General features: G+C 56.3%; 19 protein-coding genes and 2 pseudogenes. 12 read left to right on the top strand and 9 right to left on the bottom strand.

What is annotated here, in order from left to right; all coding sequences use genetic code 11:
- The first annotated feature begins 188 nt into the window (after positions 1-188).
- The 7 genes from RHM62_RS02400 to RHM62_RS02370 all read left to right on the top strand — a co-directional run bounded on the left by RHM62_RS02400 (position 189) and on the right by RHM62_RS02370 (position 8,633).
- The gene (locus RHM62_RS02400) at positions 189-2,162 is read left to right on the top strand and encodes an AMP-dependent synthetase/ligase (RefSeq protein WP_322123992.1); all 1,974 of its coding nucleotides are present in this window, start codon (positions 189-191) and stop codon (positions 2,160-2,162) included.
- Between the two features lie 10 nt (positions 2,163-2,172).
- A complete protein-coding gene (locus RHM62_RS02395; protein ID WP_416172284.1) occupies positions 2,173-2,961 on the top strand; it encodes an ABC transporter ATP-binding protein in 789 nt (262 codons plus the stop codon).
- A 9-nt stretch (positions 2,962-2,970) separates the two neighbouring features.
- Positions 2,971-3,885: a branched-chain amino acid ABC transporter permease gene (locus RHM62_RS02390; RefSeq protein WP_322123990.1), complete on the top strand. Its 915-nt coding sequence runs from the start codon at positions 2,971-2,973 to the stop codon at positions 3,883-3,885.
- A 24-nt stretch (positions 3,886-3,909) separates the two neighbouring features.
- Complete coding sequence (locus RHM62_RS02385) at positions 3,910-4,986, top strand: branched-chain amino acid ABC transporter permease (protein ID WP_322123989.1); 1,077 nt, start codon at positions 3,910-3,912, stop codon at positions 4,984-4,986.
- 66 nt (positions 4,987-5,052) lie between these two features.
- Positions 5,053-6,375: an ABC transporter substrate-binding protein gene (locus RHM62_RS02380; protein WP_322123988.1), complete on the top strand. Its 1,323-nt coding sequence runs from the start codon at positions 5,053-5,055 to the stop codon at positions 6,373-6,375.
- A 73-nt stretch (positions 6,376-6,448) separates the two neighbouring features.
- A complete protein-coding gene (locus RHM62_RS02375) occupies positions 6,449-7,252 on the top strand; it encodes an ABC transporter ATP-binding protein (protein ID WP_322123987.1) in 804 nt (267 codons plus the stop codon).
- A gap of 133 nt (positions 7,253-7,385) precedes the next feature.
- The gene (locus RHM62_RS02370) at positions 7,386-8,633 is read left to right on the top strand and encodes a phenylacetate--CoA ligase family protein (RefSeq protein WP_322123986.1); all 1,248 of its coding nucleotides are present in this window, start codon (positions 7,386-7,388) and stop codon (positions 8,631-8,633) included.
- A gap of 80 nt (positions 8,634-8,713) precedes the next feature.
- Here the strand turns inward: RHM62_RS02370 and RHM62_RS02365 are convergent, their stop codons facing one another.
- Positions 8,714-9,736, bottom strand: coding sequence for a glycoside hydrolase family 5 protein (locus RHM62_RS02365; RefSeq protein WP_322123985.1), 1,023 nt, complete (start codon positions 9,734-9,736; stop codon positions 8,714-8,716).
- A 451-nt stretch (positions 9,737-10,187) separates the two neighbouring features.
- Between RHM62_RS02365 and RHM62_RS02360 the strand changes: the two genes are divergently transcribed.
- Both RHM62_RS02360 and RHM62_RS02355 read left to right on the top strand, forming a co-directional pair.
- A complete protein-coding gene (locus RHM62_RS02360; protein WP_322123984.1) occupies positions 10,188-11,603 on the top strand; it encodes a mannose-1-phosphate guanylyltransferase/mannose-6-phosphate isomerase in 1,416 nt (471 codons plus the stop codon).
- A 79-nt stretch (positions 11,604-11,682) separates the two neighbouring features.
- Positions 11,683-13,023, top strand: a complete 1,341-nt coding sequence (locus tag RHM62_RS02355; protein WP_322123983.1) for a Fic family protein — start codon at positions 11,683-11,685, stop codon at positions 13,021-13,023.
- Between the two features lie 112 nt (positions 13,024-13,135).
- Here the strand turns inward: RHM62_RS02355 and RHM62_RS02350 are convergent, their stop codons facing one another.
- The 5 genes from RHM62_RS02350 to RHM62_RS02330 form a co-directional block, all read right to left on the bottom strand.
- Positions 13,136-14,386 carry a type II toxin-antitoxin system HipA family toxin gene (locus tag RHM62_RS02350; protein WP_322123982.1) on the bottom strand — a complete coding sequence of 417 codons (1,251 nt, stop codon included), beginning with the start codon at positions 14,384-14,386 and terminating at the stop codon, positions 13,136-13,138.
- Positions 14,383-14,703, bottom strand: coding sequence for a helix-turn-helix transcriptional regulator (locus RHM62_RS02345; protein WP_322123981.1), 321 nt, complete (start codon positions 14,701-14,703; stop codon positions 14,383-14,385). Before RHM62_RS02345 ends, RHM62_RS02350 begins: the two co-directional genes overlap by 4 nt.
- Before the next feature lie 237 nt (positions 14,704-14,940).
- Complete coding sequence (locus RHM62_RS02340) at positions 14,941-15,825, bottom strand: nucleotidyl transferase AbiEii/AbiGii toxin family protein (protein WP_322123980.1); 885 nt, start codon at positions 15,823-15,825, stop codon at positions 14,941-14,943.
- Complete coding sequence (locus RHM62_RS02335) at positions 15,822-16,427, bottom strand: type IV toxin-antitoxin system AbiEi family antitoxin domain-containing protein (protein ID WP_322125293.1); 606 nt, start codon at positions 16,425-16,427, stop codon at positions 15,822-15,824. The genes RHM62_RS02340 and RHM62_RS02335 overlap by 4 nt, the downstream gene beginning before the upstream one ends.
- 170 nt (positions 16,428-16,597) lie before the next feature.
- Positions 16,598-17,536, bottom strand: coding sequence for a TIGR03790 family protein (locus tag RHM62_RS02330; protein WP_322125292.1), 939 nt, complete (start codon positions 17,534-17,536; stop codon positions 16,598-16,600).
- Here RHM62_RS02330 and RHM62_RS02325 point away from each other — a divergent pair.
- Positions 17,420-17,677: a hypothetical protein gene (locus tag RHM62_RS02325; protein WP_322125454.1), complete on the top strand. Its 258-nt coding sequence runs from the start codon at positions 17,420-17,422 to the stop codon at positions 17,675-17,677. The two genes, RHM62_RS02330 and RHM62_RS02325, sit on opposite strands and share 117 nt — an antisense overlap.
- 79 nt (positions 17,678-17,756) lie before the next feature.
- Here the strand turns inward: RHM62_RS02325 and RHM62_RS02320 are convergent.
- A pseudogene (locus tag RHM62_RS02320) lies at positions 17,757-17,927 on the bottom strand (IS5/IS1182 family transposase); the annotation flags it as partial.
- 42 nt (positions 17,928-17,969) lie between these two features.
- Between RHM62_RS02320 and RHM62_RS02315 the strand changes: the two are divergent.
- Positions 17,970-18,322, top strand: a pseudogene (locus RHM62_RS02315) (IS4 family transposase).
- Positions 18,323-18,539: 217 nt separating this feature from the next.
- Positions 18,540-19,826, top strand: coding sequence for a hypothetical protein (locus tag RHM62_RS02310; protein ID WP_322123978.1), 1,287 nt, complete (start codon positions 18,540-18,542; stop codon positions 19,824-19,826).
- A 245-nt stretch (positions 19,827-20,071) separates the two neighbouring features.
- On the opposite strand, the gene RHM62_RS02305 is transcribed toward RHM62_RS02310, so the two are convergent.
- Both RHM62_RS02305 and RHM62_RS02300 read right to left on the bottom strand, forming a co-directional pair.
- On the bottom strand, positions 20,072-20,299 hold the full coding sequence (locus tag RHM62_RS02305; RefSeq protein WP_322123977.1) for a hypothetical protein: 228 nt from the start codon (positions 20,297-20,299) through the stop codon (positions 20,072-20,074).
- A 295-nt stretch (positions 20,300-20,594) separates the two neighbouring features.
- Positions 20,595-20,822: a hypothetical protein gene (locus RHM62_RS02300; RefSeq protein ID WP_322123976.1), complete on the bottom strand. Its 228-nt coding sequence runs from the start codon at positions 20,820-20,822 to the stop codon at positions 20,595-20,597.
- Positions 20,823-21,203: the final 381 nt, after the last annotated feature.

The raw sequence follows: 21,203 nt of genomic DNA, 5'->3' as shown, positions 1-21,203 counted from the left end.
TTGTAGACGTACCGGTGGTGCAGGCGCGATTTGATCGTGCGCAATCGAATTGCCCATCACTGAAATAGAAAAAATCACAGTAAGAGTCGCGTCAGTTTCAACGACCACACTACCCGTCGAGCACTGCCAGAGAGCAGTGCCACCGCGCCGGACACAGTCCGGCAAGCAGCACCCAATATAAGAGGACCATGGTGGAGACAACAACCAAGGCGACGGGAACGACGTTCCCGCACCTGCTCTTGCAACACGCGCAGCAACGGCCGCACAAGGCCGCCTTCCGCGAAAAAGACCTCGGTATCTGGCAAGCCACAAGCTGGTCGCAAGTCGCCGCCGAAGTCCGTGCGCTGGCCTGCGGGCTGGCGGCGATCGGCTTCAAGCGCGGCATGAATCTGGCCATCATCGGCGACAACCGGCCGCGTCTGTACTGGGCGATGTCGGCAGTCCAATGCCTGGGCGGCGTGCCGGTGCCGCTGTATCAGGATGCGCCGGCGGCCGACATGGCCTACGTGCTGCAGGATGCCGAGATCGACTTCGCCGTGGTCGAAGACCAGGAGCAGGTCGACAAGCTCTTCGAGATCAAGCAGACCCAGCCGGCAATGGCCGACCGGATCCATCACATCATCGTCGATGACGAACGCGGCCTGCGCCATTACGCCCAGCCCGAGCTCGACAGCTACGCCAAGCTGCAGGAAATCGGCCGCAAGTACGACCTCGCCCATCCCGATTTTTTCATGCGCGAAGTCAATCTCGGCCAGCCCGACGACACCGCCATCATCCTGTACACCTCGGGCACCACCGGCAAGCCGAAGGGCGTCTGCCATTCGCATGCAGCGATGATCGCCACCGCTACCAACCTGGTCGAGTTCGACCAGCTAACCGAAGCCGATGACGTGCTCTGTTATCTGCCGCTGGCGTGGGTCGGCGACTTTTTGTACTCGTATGGGCAAGCGCATCTGACGGGCCTGTGCCTGAACTGCCCGGAGTCGCCGGAGACGGTTATGACCGACCTGCGCGAAATCGGCCCGACCTATTATTTCGGTCCGCCGCGCGTCTATGAAAACATCCTCACGCAAGTGATGATCCGCATCGAAGACGCCAGCTGGATCAAGCGCAAGCTATTCCATCATTTCATGGCCGTGGCACGGCGTGTCGGCATTCCTATCCTTGATGGCAAAGGCAGCGTCAGCCTGCTCGACCGGCTCGAATACGCGTTCGGCGAACTGCTCATTTATGGTCCGCTGAAAAACGTGCTGGGCCTGTCGCGCCTGCGCGTGGCCTACACCGGCGGCGAAGCGATCGGGCCCGACCTGTTCGACTTCTATCGTTCGCTCGGCATCAACCTCAAGCAGCTGTATGGCATGACCGAAACCTGCGTGTCGGTCTGCATGCAGCGTTCCGGCGACGTCAAGCTCGACACGGTCGGCAAGCCGATGAAGGGCGTCGAGATCAAGCTCAGCGACAGCGGCGAAGTACTGGTGCGTTCGCGCGGCCTGATGACCGGCTACTTCAAGCGCCCCGATGCGACCGCCGAAGCGATCGATGCCGATGGCTTTTTCCTCACTGGCGACGCCGGCTTCTTCGATGCCGATGGCCACCTGAAGATCATCGACCGCGCCAAGGATGTCGGCAAGATGGCCGATGGCGCGATGTTCGCGCCGAAGTACATCGAGAACAAACTGAAGTTCTTCCCGTACATCAAGGAAGCCGTGGCTTTCGGCGACCAGCGCACGCAGTGCAATGCCTTCATCAACATCGACATGGCAGCGGTGGGCAACTGGGCCGAACGACGCGGCCTGGCCTACAGCGGCTACACCGACCTGGCTGCGCTGCCGGCGGTCAATGACCTGATCGCCGAATGCATCGCCAAGGTCAATGCCGACCTGGTGCACGACCCGCTGCTGGCCGGCTCACAAGTCCATCGCTTCATGATCCTGCACAAGGAACTCGATCCGGATGACGACGAACTGACCCGCACCCGCAAGGTCCGGCGCGGTTTCATTGCCGAAAAATACGCGGTGCTGATCGACGCGCTGTACTCGGACAAGACCTCGCAATACATCGAAACCCAGGTCAAGTTCGAAGATGGCCGCAAGGGCATGGTCGCCGCCGACCTGCAAATTCGCAGCGCAAAAATTGTCGCCGCTCTCCCGCGCGCAGCCTGATCGGAACTTCATGAGTACTCAACGACAAACCGGCGACGTGATCCTGAGCCTGCAGAATATTTCGCTGGCGTTCGGCGGCGTGAAAGCGCTGACCGACATTTCCTTCGACGTCAAGGAACACGAAATCCGCGCCATCATCGGCCCCAACGGTGCGGGCAAGAGCTCGATGCTCAATGTCATCAATGGCGTATATCACCCGCAGCACGGCGACATCACCTTCCATGGCGAAAAGCGCCATGCGATGAACCCGACCCGCGTGGCGCACCAGGGCATCGCCCGGACCTTCCAGAACATCGCGCTGTTCAAGGGCATGACGGTCCTCGACAACATCATGACCGGTCGCAACACGCGCATGAAGTCGGGTCTGTTTGCCCATGCGCTGTGGTGGGGACCGGCCCGCACCGAAGAAATCGAACACCGCAAGCGGGTTGAAGAAGTCATCGACTTCCTCGAAATCCAGCACATCCGCAAGACGCCGGTCGGGCGTTTGCCGTACGGCTTGCAGAAACGCGTCGAGCTGGCGCGCGCGCTGGCGGCCGAGCCGAGTCTGCTGCTACTTGATGAGCCGATGGCCGGCATGAACGTCGAAGAAAAACAGGACATGTGCCGCTTCGTGCTCGACGTGAACGACCAGTTCGGCACCACCATCGTGCTGATCGAACATGACATGGGCGTCGTGATGGATATCTCGGACCGCGTCGTGGTGCTCGATTACGGCAAGAAAATCGGTGACGGCACGCCGGCCGAAGTGATGGCCAATCCGGATGTCATCAAGGCCTATCTCGGCACATCGCATTAAGAGGATCACATGAAATTTTTCTTTGAAGTCCTGCTCAGCGGCATGCTGACCGGCCTGATGTATTCGCTGGTCGCACTCGGTTTCGTGCTGATCTACAAGGCCTCCGGTGTCTTCAACTTTGCCCAGGGCGCGATGGTGTATTTCGCCGCGCTGGCGGTGGTCGGACTGATGGACAAGGGCTTGCCGATGTGGGCAGCGATCATCGGTGCGTTCGTGGTGATGATCATCGTCGGGCTGTCGACCGAACGCTTCGTGTTGCGCAAGCTGGTCAACCAGCCGCCGATCACGCTGTTCATGGCGACCATCGGCCTGACGTTTTTCCTCGAAGGCCTCGGGCCGCTGCTGTTCGGTAGCGAAGTGCGGCCGATCAATCTCGGTATCGTCGACGAACCAATCCAGTCGATCATGGACAACTACGGCATCGGCATCTCGAAGTTCGACCTGTTCGCTTCCGGCATGGTCATCGTGCTGGTGACCTTGCTGGCGCTGTTTTTCCAGAAGACCAAGATCGGCCGGGCCTTGCGCGCGGTCGCTGACGACCATCAGGCCGCGCTGTCACTGGGCATTCCGCTGCAGCATATCTGGGCCATCGTCTGGGGCGTGGCGGGTTTCGTCGCGCTGGCGGCCGGTTTGCTGTGGGGCTCGCGCAATGGCGTGCAGTTCGCGCTGACGATGACGGCACTCAAGGCCTTGCCGGTGCTGATCCTGGGCGGCTTCACGTCGGTGCCCGGCGCGATCGTCGGCGGGCTGATCATCGGCGCGTCCGAAAAGCTGGCCGAGATCTATATTCCGCCGGTCATGCAGGACGCCTTCGGTGGCAATTTCGGTGGCATCGAAGGCTGGTTTCCGTATGTGTTCGCGTTGCTGTTCTTGCTGGTACGGCCGTCCGGCCTGTTCGGCGAAAAGCACATCGACCGCGTTTAGCACTCACACATTCAGGAGACACCCATGTTCTATCGTGAAGCCGGCCAATTCAAAACCAGCTACGTGGCCGACAGCCAGATTTTTCCGTTACGCCAGGACCGCATCGGCATGGCCATCGTGCTGGCGATTGCCTTTGTCGGGATTCCGCTGCTCGGTTCCGAGTACTGGTTTTCCGCGATTCTGATTCCGTTCCTGGTACTGGCATTGGCAGCACTGGGCCTCAATATCCTGACCGGCTACGCCGGCCAGCTGTCGCTGGGTTCGGCGGCCTTCATGGCTGTCGGTGCCTATGCGGCGTACAACTTCCAGCTGCGCATCGAAGGCATCCCGATCCTCGTGTCCTTCATCCTCGCCGGCTTGTGTGCGGCAGCCGTCGGCGTGCTGTTCGGCCTGCCATCGCTGCGCATCAAGGGCTTCTATCTGGCCGTTGCGACGCTGGCAGCGCAGTTTTTCGTGATCTGGGTGCTGACCAAGTTTTCATGGTTCTCGAATGACAGTTCATCCGGCGTCATCAGTGCCCAGAAACTGGAAATGTTCGGCTACGCGATCAACACGCCGATGAAGAAATACATCTTCGTGCTGGCCATCGTCACCGTCATGGCGCTGATCGCCAAGAACCTGGTGCGCAGCGGTACCGGCCGGGCATGGATGGCGGTGCGCGACATGGATGTGGCCGCCGAAGTGATCGGCATTCCGCTGATGAAGACCAAGCTCGTGGCCTTTGCGGTCAGCTCGTTCTATTGCGGCGTGGCCGGTGCGCTGTACGCGTTCTGCTACCTCGGGTCGGTCGAGCCGGATGGCTTTTCGCTGGACCTGTCGTTCCGCATCCTGTTCATGATCATCATCGGCGGTGTCGGCAGCATCCTGGGGGCCTTCCTCGGCTCGGCCTTCATCCTGCTGTTCCCGATTTTCCTGGATAACTTTTTGCCGCCGCTGGCAGCGTTGCTGCACTTGCCGTTGTCCGGTTCGGCGGTGTCGCATATCCAGATGATGATGTTTGGCGCGTTGATTATTTTCTTCCTGATTGTCGAACCGCATGGCCTGGCGCGCATGTGGGCGATCACCAAGGAGAAGTTGCGCCTGTGGCCGTTCCCGCATTGATCCTGACCGCAGCAACGTTTTACCGCAGCACCCAAAAAAGTACCTCATCCAAATGAAGGAGACAGCATGACCAAGTTGAGAAATATCCTGTTCGCCGCAGCTACCGTCGCGACACTGCTCGCGCCGCTGACGCCAGCCGTGGCGCAAGCCAATGACCAGTTCATTGCGATCCCGAGTTACCGCGTCGGCCCGTACGGCGCAAACGGCCAGTCGTTCTACGGCGGCTATGTCGATTATCTGAACTACGTCAATATGAAAGAAGGCGGCGTCAATGGCGTCAAGCTGTCCTGGGAAGAGTGTGAAACCGAGTACAACAACGCCAAGGGCGTCGAGTGCTACGAGCGCCTCAAGAACAAGAATCCGATCACCAAAGGCACCGCCTACAACGTGATGGCGACCGGTATTTCGTACGCGCTGATCGACAAGACCGCCGAAGACAAGGTACCGCTGATGATGGTCGGCTACGGCCGTACCGATGCAGTCGATGGCTCGGTGTTCCCGTGGGCATTCCCGCTGGTGACGACGTACCAGATGCAGGCCTCGGCCATCGTCAAGTACCTGACCACCAAGAACGGCGGCTCGCTGGCTGGCAAAAAAATCGCCTACCTGTATCACGACTCGGCCTATGGCAAGGAGCCGATCGGTGCGCTCGAAGCCGAAAGCCTGATCGGTAAGTTTGCACTGATCCAGATCCCGGTCGCCCATCCGGGCAACGAGCAGGGCGCGCAATGGCTGCGCATCCGCCAGGAAAATCCCGACTACGTGATTTTCTGGGGCTGGGGCGTCATGAACCAGACGGCGATCAAGGCGGCGCAAAAAGTCGGCTACTCGCGTGAAAAAATGATCGGTTCCTGGTGGGCCGGTTCGGAAGAAGACACGGTGCCGGCCGGTGAAGCCGCCAAGGGTTACATGAGCGCGACCTGGAACGTCACCGGTAAAAATGTGCCGGTCATCACCGACATCGAAAAAGTCGTCTACGCCGCCGGCAAGGGCAACATGCAGGACCAGACCAAGGTTGGCACGATCCTGTACAACCGCGGCGTGTCTGTCGCCATTGCTACCGTCGAAGCGATCCGTACCGCGCAAGGCAAATACGGCAAAGGCAAGGTCATCTCCGGCGAGCAAATGCGCTGGGGCCTGGAAAACCTGAACATCACCAATGCCCGCCTGAGTACGCTGGGCGCGACCGGCCTGCTGCCTGAAATCAAGACCAGCTGCGATAACCACGAAGGGTCCGGCAAGGTCAAGATCCAGCAATGGGATGGCGCCAAATGGGTCCTGATTTCGGACTGGATCGAAGGCAACAAAGCCCTGATCCATCCGCTGTTCAAGGCCAATGCCGCCAAGTACGCCAAAGAGAAAAACATCACGCCTGCGTGCATGAAGTAAACCCGTGGGCGGCCACGACCTCATCCTGGTCGCCCAACCGGACCCGCACCACGCGGTTACCAAAGGAGAAATCATGTCCGCAGGACTGCGCATCAACAATATCGAAGTCATTTACGACCACGTGATCCTGGTCCTGAAAGGCGTTTCTCTGGAAGTCCCGCAGGGCAAGATCGTCGCCCTGCTCGGTGCCAATGGCGCCGGCAAAAGCACCACCCTGAAAGCCATCTCGAACCTGCTCGCCGCCGAACGCGGCGATGTCACCAAAGGCAGCATCGAATACAAGGACGAACGCGTCGACAAACTGACCCCGAACGAACTGGTCAAGCGCGGCGTGATCCAGGTCATGGAAGGGCGCCACTGTTTCGCCCACCTGTCGATCGAAGACAACCTGCTGACCGGTGCCTACACACGCAACATCAGCGGCGCCGAAACGCGCCATGAACTCGAAAAAATCTACACCTATTTCCCGCGCCTGAAGATCCGGCGCAAATCGCAGGCCGGCTACACCTCCGGCGGCGAACAGCAAATGACCGCAATCGGCCGCGCGATGATGGCCAAGCCGTCGATGATCCTGCTCGACGAGCCATCGATGGGCCTCGCACCGCAGATCGTCGAAGAAATCTTCGAAATCGTCAAAGACCTGAATAGCCGCGAGAACGTCTCGTTCCTGCTGGCTGAGCAGAACACCTCAGTGGCGCTACGCTATGCGGATTTCGGCTACATCCTGGAAAGCGGGCGGGTTGTGATGGAAGGCGCCGCGTCGGACCTGGCCAGCAACGAAGACGTCAAGGAGTTCTACCTCGGCGTCTCGGGCGCGGGGCGCAAGAGCTTCAAGGACATGAAGTTTTACCGGCGGCGCAAGCGGTGGCTGGCGTAATCGATGTAGAAGCGGCGTTGCCCGCCAATACAGAACATAAATAGGGTCAGAGTCAATTTAATTGTCGCCCAAAAGTAATATTCGACTCTGACCCTAATTGATTTTTTTACTGAATACCACCGGAAACTTTCCCATGTCCGACGCCCTCGACCACCTCGAAACCCGCTCCCCGGCCCAGCGCGAAGCGGACCTGATGACGCGCCTGCCGCACCTGATCGCCCGCGCGCAAACCGCCAGCGGCTGGGCGCGCATTCTCGGTGAAGTCGAGGCGTCCGGCATCACGTCGCGTGCAGCACTCGCACAGCTTCCGATCACCCGCAAATCCGATCTGCACAGCCTGCAATCCGGCACGCCGCCATTCGGCGGACTGACCTCTACCGCACCGGATGGCTTGCGTCGCATCTTCATGTCGCCCGGGCCGATCTTCGATCCGGAAGGACGCAGCGATGACTGGTGGCGCTTTGCGCGCGGGCTGCATGCGCTGGGGTTGCGCAGTGGCGACTTGCTGCAAAACTGCTTCTCGTACCACTTCACGCCGGCCGCCTTCATGGTCGAGGGCGCGGCCGCCAAGCTCGGTTGCGTCGTCATCCCGGCCGGCAGCGGCCAGACCGAAATGCAGGTCCAGGCGATGGCCGAACTGAAGCCGGCGGCGTATGTCGGTACACCCTCGTTCCTCAAGCTCATCATCGAAAAAGCCCGCGACATGGGTGCCGACATCAGCGCCACGCAACGCGCGCTGGTCAGCGCCGAAGCCCTGCCGCCATTACTACGCAGCTGGCTGCAGGACAACGGCGTGCCGCACGTGCTGCAGATGTACGCCTCGGCCGACATCGGCAATATCGCCTATGAAACCGAGACCGCCGACCGCGTCAATCCCGGCATGATCGTCGACGAAGACATCCTGCTCGAAATCGTCCGTCCCGGCACCGGCGACCCGGTCGCGCCCGGCGAAGTCGGCGAAGTCGTCGTCACGTCGTTCAACCCCGATTACCCGCTGATCCGTTTCGCCACCGGCGACCTGTCGGCGGTACTCGAAGGCACCTCGCCGTGCGGTCGCACCAACCTGCGCATCAAGGGCTGGATGGGCCGCGCCGACCAGACCACCAAGGTCCGCGCGATGTTCGTCCACCCGTCGCAAGTCGCCGAAATCGTGCGGCGTTTCCCGGCGGTGGGGAAGGCGCGACTAGTGGTCTCGGGCGAGATGGCGAATGATTTGATGACCTTGCATTGCGAAGTGGCGACGACCGATGCGGCTTTGTCGGCGGCGATCGTCGAGGCGATCCGGGAGGTGACGAAGTTGCGTGGGGAGGTGTTGCTGGTAGCACCGGGGACGCTGGCCAATGATGGCAAGGTGATCGAGGATGCACGGCGGTATGAGTGACACACGACATGGAAAGCAAATAGGGTCAGAGTCAATTTAATTGATGCCGCTTGGGAATATTCGACTCTGACCCTAATTTTTTAAAGATTGTTCAGCAGTGCTCCCATTTGCGGTTTGTCCACTGGACTTGCAAGGTTCGCTGGCTTGAGCAGGTACATGTATGTCTGCGGCCACCAACTGCCACCGGACCAGTAGGTCCAACCGGCCCAGACGTCGGCGTTCGCCGAAGTGTAATTCATCATCGCCGCACCTTCGCTCAGGCATGTCGCTTGTTGTGACCACCCGGCTTCGGCCAGGAATAGCTTGTAGTTGTTGGCGCGGGCCCATAGCGTGGCGCTACTGAGTACGTCCTTGCCTTTACCGAGAACGCAGATATCACTTGTTCCCGAATTATTGCTGTCGAGGTATTGATGTACTTCGAACGCAAAATTATTGCGCGGTTCGGTGAATCCTTGCCAGACAGCCGCGTTACCGCTGGACACCCAGCTATGCGCGCCAGACCACGATGATCCCGGAATCAATATCTTCTGTGTCGCTCCGGTAGAACGAATCGCAGTGACCGCGTCGGTGGCAACGGCTTTCCATTGCGCCGGCGTCTGCTGATTCGGCTCGTTCATTAACGCAAAGATCACGTTAGGCTGTGACTTAAACGCGATCGCCAGTCGCTTCCAGAAATCAGCAAAATTCGCCGAAGGCAAGCCGCCCGGAACACCAATCAGCTTCATCGTGCCACTGACCGAGTCGTATTTCCGACCGTAATCGTGCGGATCGAGGATGACGGTGACGCCTTTGCTGGCGCTATACGTGATGACTTTTTGCAAGTTCGCGATTTCGCTAACGCTGAGTGCCGCATTATTGACTGGCTGGATACGCGCTCCGGAAAACGGCATCCGGATAACGGTCATACCCTTGCCGGCGTAGTAATCAATCTCTGCATTACTGGGGTAGGTATATTGGTAATTCAGACGGCCGGAGGTATTGCCGCCGTTATATTCGCCACCAGAAATATTGACGCCCTTCAGTTTGACGGGTACCGGTGCCGACGTAGCAGCCGTAGCAACGAATGACAGTCCCAATAGGCAGATCGATGCGAGACGGGTCATTGAAATTTGCTGTGACACCGGGGGGGGGTTGCCATTTGTGCGTCGCATTTTTAACTCGGTAATTTGGTTTCCACACGACAATACTAACGGCTTTTAATTTCTCTTGAGCAATTGTTACAAAGTATCTCAAATAGAGCTTTATTTACGACACGATTGCGATTGACTCGGAGAAAATAGGGTCAGAGTTAATTTAAACAGTGCCGATTGGAAATATTCGACTCTGACCCTAATTTTCAGAGAGCCGGAAACCGAACCGTAAGTGAATGGCACTCCAAAAATGTCATGACCATTTATCGCGATATCGACGCCGCATGTGCCGTGATCTCTGCCTGAAAGCGACAAGCGCAGTGGTACACTTTCGCCAACTATCGAGTACGCTATTCGACTTCTTGAAATGCTTCTGACCGGAGCAGACCTCCGGTTGAAAACCAATCATCTCCAAGGAACCCTGATGCAACTAATCCCCACCATCCTCTGCGGCGGCGCCGGTTCCCGTCTCTGGCCGGTCTCGCGCGAGATGCATCCTAAGCCGTTCATCCGCCTCGCCGATGGCCAGAGCCTGCTGCAAAAAGCCTTTCTGCGTGGTGCACAATTGCCTGATGTCACCGAAATCCTCACCGTCACGAACCGCGAATTGCTCTTCAAGACCGAAGACGAATATGGCGAAGTCAATGCCGCCAAACTGCCGGCCTCGTTCATCCTCGAACCGTTCGGCCGCAATACCGCCGCCGCAATTGCCGCCGCGGCCCTGCAGGTAGAAAAAAAATACGGTGCCAGCGCCATCATGCTGGTGCTCGCCGCCGATCATCTGATCGCTGATCAGCCAGCCTTCGAAGACGCCGTGCTCGCCGCCACCAAGCTGGCCGCTGCAGGCAAACTGGTCACCTTCGGCATCGAGCCGGAGTCGCCGGAAACCGGCTATGGCTACATCGAAGCCGATGGCAACACGGTCATCCGCTTCGTCGAAAAGCCATCGCTCGACAAGGCGCAGGAATACCTGGCTTCGGGCCGCTTTCTGTGGAATTCCGGCATCTTCTGTTTTGCAGCCGGCACGATGCTCGCCGAGATGGCAAAACATTGCCCCGACATTCTCGCTGCCACCAAGGCGTGCACCGACCAATCCCGCCTGGCCGAAGGCAAGAACTTCACCCAGCTCGACCTGGACGCCGAGTCCTTCCGCAGCATTCCCGACCTGTCGATCGACTACGCCGTCATGGAAAAATCGACCGACGTGGCCGTCATTCCGTGCAGCATTGGCTGGAGCGATATCGGTTCATGGACGGCGCTGGGCGACTTGTCGGCGGCCGACGCCGATGGCAACCGCACCCAGGGCGACGTGATGCTGCATAACACCAGCAACTGCACGATCCAGACCAGCGACCGCGTGATCGGCACGGTCGGCATCGACAACCTGATCATCATCGACACGCCCGACGCCGTCCTCATCGCCGACAAATCCTGCGCGCAAGACGTCAAGCACATCTACGCCGGCCTGAAAGCCAAGGGCCACGAAGCCCACAAGATGCATCGCACCGCGCATCGTCCGTGGGGCACCTACACCGTGCTGGAAGAAGGCAACGGCTTCAAGATCAAGCGTATCGAAGTCAAGCCCGGCGCCAGCCTCAGCCTGCAGATGCACTACCACCGTAGCGAGCACTGGATCGTTGTCAATGGCATGGCCAAGGTCGTCAATGGCGAGAAGGAATTCCTGGTCAACACCAATGAATCGACCTACATCCCCGCCGGCCACCGCCACCGCCTGGAAAACCCGGGCAGATTGAATCTGGTGATGATCGAGGTGCAGAGTGGCGGCTATCTGGGCGAGGACGATATCGTGCGGTTTCAGGATAATTACGGGCGGGCGTGACGTTACTCGCAGAGAGCATTGCCGTTTGATTTAGCTTGTCGTTATCCTGTCAAAGCAATCGAATAATGACAGGACAACTATGGCAAAGCGCGATCTCCCACTGGCAATACGGGACTATCTGGCCAGTCGCACCGCAAGCGACCTCGGTCCGGCGGGGGCGGATGACATCACCCGCTTGATCGCGGCAAGCCGCTCCACCATCAATCGTCATCTGGCAAAAATGACTGCATCGGGAGAGATCGTCCGTGCGGGTGCCGGGCGCGGTACGACCTACCGTCTCCCTATGCCGTCGCCCTCCGCGGCCGCCACGATGACAACACGTCCCTGGAGCGTTGACGCCACGACGCTGAGAGCCCAACTCGACGCGCCGCTCGGTAGTCGCCTGCCGGTGTCGTACCAGCGGCACTTCGTCGATCGTTATGTACCCAACCAATCGTCGCTCCTGCCGCACCAGCTCGCCGATAATTTGCACACCAAAGGGCGCGTTAAAGGACAGCAGCCGGCCGGGACCTACGCACGTAAAGTCCGGGAGCAATTATTGATTGATTTGTCATGGTATTCATCACGCCTTGAAGGCAACCGCATCAGCCTGCTCGATACACGTGAACTGTTTATCCGGGGACGCTCTGCAAACGATGATCTGGATGCAACAATGTTGCTCAATCATAAAGACACCATCGAGTTCATCGTCGACGCCGCACCCGAATACGGCATCACGATCGCGGTAGTGCGCAACGTGCAAAGTCTGCTCATGCAGGGTTTGCTGGAGAATCCGCGTTCCCTGGGTGCCATCCGCAAGACGGTGGTCAACATCACCGGTTCGGTGTATGTCCCCACCCAGGTTCCTTCCTTGCTGGAAGAGATGCTGGAGCAAATCGTCAGCAAAGCCCGGCAAATCAACAATCCGCTGGAAGCGGCATTTTTTCTGTGGGTGAATATTGCGTATTTGCAGCCGTTCGAGGATGGCAACAAGAGGACCAGCCGGTTGTGCGCAAACCTGCCACTGATGCTGGCGAACTGTGCGCCACTATCTTTTCTCGATGTCGATGCCAACGACTACGCTGTCGCCATGCTGGGGGTGTATGAGCGATTGGATGTCACGCTGGCCATTGAACTGTTTGACTGGACCTACCGCCGCGCGATTGACAAATATCGTGCCATTATCAATGCCATGGGAGCACCCGATCCGGATCGCGCGCGATTCCGTGAACATCTCGGCGAGGCGATCCGGCAGGTAGTTGGCTCGCGCAGCCCACTGTCGCAAGCGGTCGCTGCGCAGTCACTCAATGAAATCGATGAACACCTTTTCAGATTGATGCTGGTGCAGGAGTTGCAGCATCTTGAACCGTGGAACTGCGCGCGGTACCGGCTGCCGATCGGCAAGACGGAAGAGTGGATCAGAGATGAGCGGCCCATGTAGATGGCCGCTACAGCGAACCGAAAAAGCCTGCCAATTCCGCCCGGTTTCCAATGCGCACGCGTGATGAAAAGCAGGCCAACAAGCTCCCGTTTGAGTGAACGTCCCAGCTGGCTTACCCTCCCGTCAGCCGCTTTCGATTTTCCTCGATCATGTTGGCCACGGCGTTCACCGTCGCGGCACGTACCGGCAATTCTTTTGCCAGCGTCCGGAATACCTTGTCGGTGATACGCGCGAGCACGGCATCAATGATTGTCTCCGTGTCTTTCGCGGCCAATCCTGCTCCCTGCGCAGCAACGACAATGTGCGCCCGGGTTGGCGCTTTTCCCTCACCGGCAATATCCATGAAATGTTCGCCCCGATATCCCGGGCAAAACGTCAGGTCAAAGGGCGGCGCCAACCGCCATTGACGGTCCCGATCGAGCAGGAAAGCGATGTTCTTGGCATGGTCGTCGCGATTGTTCATCAGCACATTGAACACACAACGCTGCACCGCTTTTTTCAGCGCGCGCTGGTCACGCGTGAGGCGCCGCGTTGCCCTGAAAAAATCGTCATAACTCACCGACGGAATCTGAAAATTCGCGTGCAGCAATCCCGCCAGCGAATGGACATGAACACGCTGCCCGCCTTCGCGATCAAAGCGCCTGGTACCGAAGGCCGTCAATCCTGTTCCAATGTCGAAAAAGCGGGTTGCCGTCATCCCCATCTCGCTCAGGTCCGCGACTTGCGCGTACAACGCCTCCAGCGCACAGGCATCCGATGCATCGTCCGATGCCGGAAACTTGATCAGCCATGACTCGGCACCGGCAACGCTGCCTGCGCGCGTGCTCATCTGGCCGCTGACAGGGTCGAGATAGACTAACGCCTTTGGTCGTGCGCCACCGGGCGATCCGCCCGCACGGGCCATCTCTGCCAGCACCGCATGGCTGTTGTCGATCAACAAGGCCTGCACTTCGTTCGCCAAGGCGAGCAAGCTCAGGTCCGCGCCATCGGTCGCCTTGTCAGTGCAGGGCACATAGGTCAGTGCACCCATGGTGTTTTCGCCAAGATAAGCAAGTCGATCCAGCGTCGACACGGTGGACAGATCAATCCCGAGCGCTTTCATGCGCCGGTTCATCAAGCCAAAACCCCAGCTATCCGGCAGCGAATCGGACACCAAGCCAGGCACCCGTTGCAAATTCATGTAGTGCTGTTGCTGGTCGGGATAAGCCGCTACGCGCAAGGGCAAGCGGATTGGCGACAACTCAAGTCCAAGCGCAATCGCTGCGGAGGAGTATTGAAACAGCACCTCGCCACCGGCATCCGCCAAACGGCCCAGCACAACCGATGCGCCAAAAGCCCGGTACATGACCGTCAGCTCTTTCATTTGGTACGACCGGATAGCCGATAAGCCCGCTGGCGTCCCACAAGCGCCTCTTTCGCCCGCATATCCTCGATCGTGCGATTTTGTGTAACCAGCACCGATTGGAGGTCCGCAGTAGCGTTGAGCGATTCGAGTATCCGGACAAAGGTCTCCAGCGTGCAGCGCCCGGTGCGCTCGAAGTTACCCAGCGTCTTATTGGAAAGACCAATGCGTTGCGCCATCTCGTCAACGCTCACATTCAGCGAGAGTCGGCGGGTACGGGCACGCGCGCCAAGTTCGAGACAAATTTCGTGTGGAAGGGCTAGCGCTAAATCAAGCATATTTCTTCCTGATAGCTTTGTGGAAAGCACTTAATGAGAATAATTCTACCTGATGTATTCCCGACTTCCGTCCTAAATCCTGGTGTAACACCAGAGGCCGTCAGCACTGGCCTTCTTTTGTGATCGCGCATCCCTGAGTGCCGCCACCGGATCACCGACAAACCTGCTGATTTTGTGGGCACGCCCGTATGTGCCCACGCGCGCGAACCAGAAATGTTTGCCAAGTCCCTCCGTTCCTCACTCTTCATGACGACTGTTTTCTATCAAGCATGCCGCAGCCTGAGTGAGCGCCGGCGCCAACTTCGTTCGGAGCATCGCGACCACGTCGAGTAGGGGCGTCATCGCAAGTCGGTTCTTCTTGAGAAAAGCCAGCCACATGGTCTGCCGGGACGGGTCGGCAGCAAACTCGACTGTCAGACCAATGGGCAGTGAAACCGGAATCGGCATTCCTCGACGGCCAAAGGTTGCAGCGATCGCCTTAGCCAGCGTGTCGGCATCAAGGTCTTCGCGCTCCAGCAACACCCAGATATCGAGATAATCCTTCATTCGACTATTCGTCATACCGAGCAAGGCAATCGCGTGAAGTTTTTCCGAAATGACCGTGTAGACAGGGTAAGTTCGCAGTCGAGGAGCGGGAAAATCGTCAAGCAACAGCGGATAGACCGCAAAAACCGGGCCGGGAGTGACTGCATCGCCAAAACCGATATCGATCTGCGTTTTGCATCGTGCCTTGGCAACGTCGCCCGTCATCAGCACCCTGGCACCTGCATAGCCGGCATCTTTACGGATTTCCGAAATGCTCACGGATTCAGGGTCGAAGACGATGCCATCCTCAACCGCGACATCCGCGATATCACGGAATGTCGCCGCAATCGATTCGAGGTCGCTCGGTCCGAACCCGAGCAAATCCGCGTCACGCGTCGGCCGATGCGGCATGTCATACCAGAGCGTGAACAGCAACGGGCCCTTGAGCAAGAATTGATCGGCATGTTTGGATAGACTGAGGCGGTACAGCATGCGCCCAAGCGCAAAGCGCACCAGGATCTGATTGAAATCAACACCCTGAGCCTTGGCAACACTCAACAGCCGTGCTCGTACCAATGCTGCAAGGTCTTTCTTCATCCAATCACCTCAAGGTAGGGCCGCATCACGTTTGCGACACGGCATATCCTGGCGTAGCGCCAGAGGTCGTCAGCACTGGCCTTCTTTTGTGATCGCGCATCCCTGAGTGCCTCCAGCGCCACGTCGAGTCCTATCTTGTTGCGGTGCTTGAAGCAATCGGCAATGGTCTTGGCAACACAGTAAACCCGTAACTGCACCTGATCACGCTCATGGACCTCGATGCCTTCCGAATAGGCCTCGCCGGAAAACTGGACCATCTTGACCGGCGGATAGTCGATCTTGGGGACGTGACTGCCACGCGGCATGGCGATCCACACTTGCCACGGTAGTTGGGTAGACAATTCATGGAACTGCAGGGCGCTCAGCAGACAAAATACCGCCTGTGGAACTTTGGTGGCGACAGCGACCAGGCTCTTATGCTCGGAGCCTTGCCAGCCAGGCAACCGGTACAGGCCGCGACCCGTTTTCTCCAGTTGGCCACGTACCACCATGCGTGTCAGAACCATCCGCGGAACCCCGATATCAACGAGATCGCTGGGGCGCACTATTCCTTTCCGCTGCAGCAGGTCAAGGACACGTTGGGTAGGGGTTTCAAGGCGCATGGTCTGCAAAGTATGTTCCGTTTATTCGTCGAATACAAATAAGTAACGAATAAATGTAGTCTCCGAATTCCAGCTTGCTACCTCGGGGAACGGGAACGTCAAACTGAAATGCGCGCACTCAAGAGCACTCAGTTCACACTGGCGCGCCCCCCTATGTCGCGAGTACGAATTTACCGATACGGCGCCGCCAACGGTTCGCCGATAAACACCCCTTGCGCCGGCCACGCCACGCTTTTCCAGTACGCCTCGATCGCCGTTTCGCCGGCCAGATAATGCTTGAGCAACACGCTCGAATTCGGAAACTTCTGCCAGTAATTGCACGGCTCCGACACGCTGCCATAGCTGGCCGTCGCGCCCGCATCCAGCCAGCGCAAGCTGCTCATCTGGCTCTTGCCCAGCAAGTCCCCACCGGCAGATGTCAGGTGGTCAGCCAGCGCCCCTGCCTGGAAACGCAGCGTCTCCAGATGCGGCACCGATACCGCACCGGTCTGGTAAATCATCACATCGGCCGCATCGACGAGGCTGTCCTGGCGCAAGGTCTTGATCACCAGCTTTTTCTGCGGAATTGCCCCGCTGCGCGGGAAATACACCGCGCGGCTATTGCGCGCCTGGTCGGCCGTGATCAGGTAGTAGGCCGTCGACGGATAGACCCGAAAACCGCTCTGTACACCACGATCGATCAGGGCTTTGGCCTGCTCGAATGACTCGGTTGGCAGCAGCATCGACGGACGAATCCCGAACTCGGTAAAAGGCTGACGCGTGAGCGCGTTGTAGTACGGGCTGGTCTTGCCGGGCGCACACGTCTTGACACACTGTTGCGCATCAAAGCCGAGCGTCATCGCAGACGTGATCGAATTGCACTCGACCCCATACGGCGCCGTCCACACCATCAGCATGGCTTGCATCGATGGCGTCAGCTGCGCGTCGATGTCCCGTTTAAGCCTGGCGAAAGCCGCCCGCGACAAATTACGCGGCGCATCGGGAATGCGTACATGGATCATGTTCTCGGCAGGGATTTGACGCGCTATACGGTAGTACTCGCCGACTTCCACGCTAAGGGGATCGGTGTCGTTAATGATGACGGCGAACTGGTGGGCCTGGAGCTGCAAAGGTTTCGGCAACGGTACGATTTCCGCGGCATGGCTTGTAGTGACGAGAAACATCAAAATAGCTGTACTAACGAAGTGAAAGGCGATGAACATATCTGCAAACAGGAAGCGAATTATTGCGGCGAGTATAGCGGCCGATAAACATTTTGCGAGCAGAAACACGGTCCAGCAACAAATTGGCACTGCGCGAGTACCACATCGGAGGCTATTCACAACCTGATCAGAATCTTCTGAACAATAATGCAAGAAACGCCAGATGAACGAATTGCAAGCTTGTCGTCAGCTTGCGTTCACAGTCTTGCCACGGACGCCGACACTTCTCAAGCCAGGCAAAGGAACGCTCCACGACCTATCGTTGTGGAATAACGGCAAACGAATGCAGCTCACTGCGAGCTGGCGACTTGTAATGTTGGTCCCAGGTGATCAATAAGAGATGCTGCTGGCGACCATCGAGCGCCTTGAGTTGGCATTGGCATTGTTCACGATCATCGCCTGGAGTATTCAGCGGCTGATGCGTTTGGGACGAACAGGTCCGGAGATGGAGTGCGAGACCGTCTTTGATCGCGAGGAGTGGCAAGCTGCCTACATCGTGGCGCGCAAACCGATTCTGCGAGACACGCCGCCGTTAAATACGGTGATCCGCCTGGTCGCCATTTCGGTGTGTTGCTGGGGCGCAAAGGTGATGGCGAACCGGGCGTGAAAACGCTTTCGATTAAACTGCAGCGGGTCATGGACTTTGCTACTGGAATACGGTCTTACAAGAGCGGTGAGGATTGTATGCTATAAATTGCACTAATCCGTGCATGGTAAAAAATTCCGGACTTAATATTTCATACTTGTTAAAGATAAAAACTAAATAAAGAAGACTCATGAATATATTTTAACAGTCGATTGTTTTTAAATAAATCTATGATTCATGCATTTCTTCTTAAAGTGAAAATTGCGGCTTTGAAAATGTCAATAAATTTAACTTAATCAATAAAAATAACCAATAATAACATTTATGCTTATAAATAATAAAATTGAAATTAAAAATAATGGGCTACTGATTATTCATCCTCCGGTGATGTCTATTGGTGATGGACTAACAAGAATATCCTCGAACATAGAATTTCCTTTGGGCAAAGAGCAGCTTTGGTATGAGGTAAAGTCAGAATACGCACATTGGATTTCGAATGAAACCAGTGATGCATTCCTCGTTGCCATATTAATTTATGCAATGAAAAACAAATTTGATGTGCACGTAAATGGCTCAATTTCGAGTAAATTATTTTATAATGTTAATTTTTACTTAATGGAAATCATTAGAAATTTAATACCAGAATGTAGTCAGGTAGATATTTCAGTGGATCGACTTATCAGGACCAATTGGGGTGGGGTCGAAGTTTTCACTGGCTTTTCAGCTGGTGTCGATTCGTTCTGTACAGTAAATGAACATTTGGAAAGTAATATTCCCGTGGAGTACCGGGTAACGACACTTCTATTAAATAATGTTGGGTCTCATGGGCAAAGTATTCGTGATCAAGATGTTTTCAAGGAACGCTTTGCACGCCTGGAACACGTGGCAACAAAACTAGATTTACCTATGTTTTGGATAAATTCCAATTTAGATTTGGTTCTAAAAATGGATTTTCAACTCACGCATACAATACGCAATGTTTCTGTTGCCTTGCTGCTCCAAAAAGGTTGCAGTAAATATCTATATTCGTCTGCAGTGCATTATACTGACGGCTCTGTAAGGGGAACTCATGACATGGGATATGCAGATGCAGTTACGCTAAATCTTTTTTCTACAGAAACTACAGAGTGTATTTCAAGTGGTGGGCAATATACTCGGTTTCGAAAGACTGAAATAATTGCAGACTGTCTTATCGCACAAAAATCGTTGGATGTATGCGTAGCACCTCAGAATGCAGCCAAGATTAATTGTTCAACATGCTGGAAGTGTCTGCGAACCCAGCTATCATTGGAGATAGTCGGAAAACTGGCTGAATATAGCGATGTTTTTGAAATCGATAAATACAGGAGTATGCGCTTTATATTTATATGCAACGTGTTGACAAGTAGTGCTTCATTGTCCATTGAAATTAAATTGGCAATGAAAAAACATGGATTCGCTGTACCGGTAAGAGCCAAAATAGTTGCATTTTTATTATCAAATAAGATGATTGAAGGAGTAGAAAAATTTTATGCTACTCATATTTTAACGAGCATTGGATTTTTTGCCTATTTTAAAATTATGGTTTTAAAGAAAATAAAAACAAAAATTTATAGATTTAGAAAAAAATAGGTGAGTTTTGGACTCGCTAATTAGTCGGTCATGAATAATTTCCTTTTTGAACATGCCGACGTTTTAACATTATCCTATTTCAATTTCAATTTATTGAAGATCAGCCGGATGTTATGACCGGCACCACACAGCACTGCCTGAATCGCATCGTCCAGCGATCCTTTAAACCAATTGCGCCTCAACTTGCCGACGGCTACCATGAGGCCGATGTACGGTTCAATCGCACTCCGGCGCTTGAACTTCGCTTACAGACAGCGGGTGACACTGCGTAGCTGACCGGACATCCAGGCCGGCACAACGGCAATACCGGTACCCCGATGGCCCCATTCGACTAAGACGTTTTCCGGTTTAGCATCGGCGGGGATTCCTGCATGCTCTAGCGCCTCGTGAAGCGTATAACGATCGTAAGGATTGTCCGGGATTAACTTGGCACCGACCACGAGACCTTCCTTGAGCGTCGTAATGATCGACACCTTGCCACCGAGCTTGTAGGGCTATCGGGATTTCCCTTTCGAAATACACGCGACCTCGGGAACATGGTGGGCGTCCAGCTTGTTCTTGTACTTCGGTTGCTGCGCCAGCACACGACCGGCTCACCCAGCAGCTCGTCTACATGACCCCGCTGGAAAAGTGGCACCTAGTCCTGCTGCCGTGCGATGTCGCGATGCACACGTCCGAGACGAGAGCGCAAGATGAGTACCGCACCGCGCATACGCTTGAGCTGACCAACTTGCGCGTACCAACTAGAATGACGCGCTAATCGTGGCGTTAGCGGTTGCAATTCTGGCGCAGCGTCAAGCCACACCGTTGCGCCGCTTTCAACTGAGGTTGTTGGCTGTGTTCGAGCAGCGCGCTGTCTGTTGGATAGGTAATCACTTTCTCCATCACGGTCGTATCAACGATGACTTGCCTGATGCTGGCGCTAGTTACCATGCGTGCCTTTTTTGCCACCTCAATGCCTTGGGCAAGTTGTTCTTCGACGCCGGCCTCACCCATTCGCTAGCGCAAGCGCGGCAGGCTAAGTGATCAATCGGCGGTGCGATTTGCAGATGGGTTTAACTTGTAAAAACCTGCCAGTACGGGTTCTCGACACAGACAGCTACAAACTGCTGGACCGACAAGCCAAACGCATGCTGCAGGTACAGCAATCCAGTAATCAGCCGGGATCGCAATAATGATCGACTGAGTCCTGCAGAAAACGACACACAAGCGACCAAATCAATGGCTTGCCGGTCAATCAAGCTAGCACTCATCACCAAGCGATGGTCCTAACCAATCTGTTCGCGTAGGGATGGCTGGTGATTTTGCTATGCCGAAAAACGTGACTTTATTTTGGCATGACAACTTCGACATTATTTGCAGGAAACTGGGTGGATG

Source organism: Actimicrobium sp. CCC2.4 (assembly GCF_034347385.1).
In the GTDB taxonomy this organism is placed as follows: Bacteria; Pseudomonadota; Gammaproteobacteria; order Burkholderiales; family Burkholderiaceae_D; genus Actimicrobium.
Note: the sequence above shows the minus strand (reverse complement) of the source record. Positions and strands in the feature narration are given on the sequence as shown.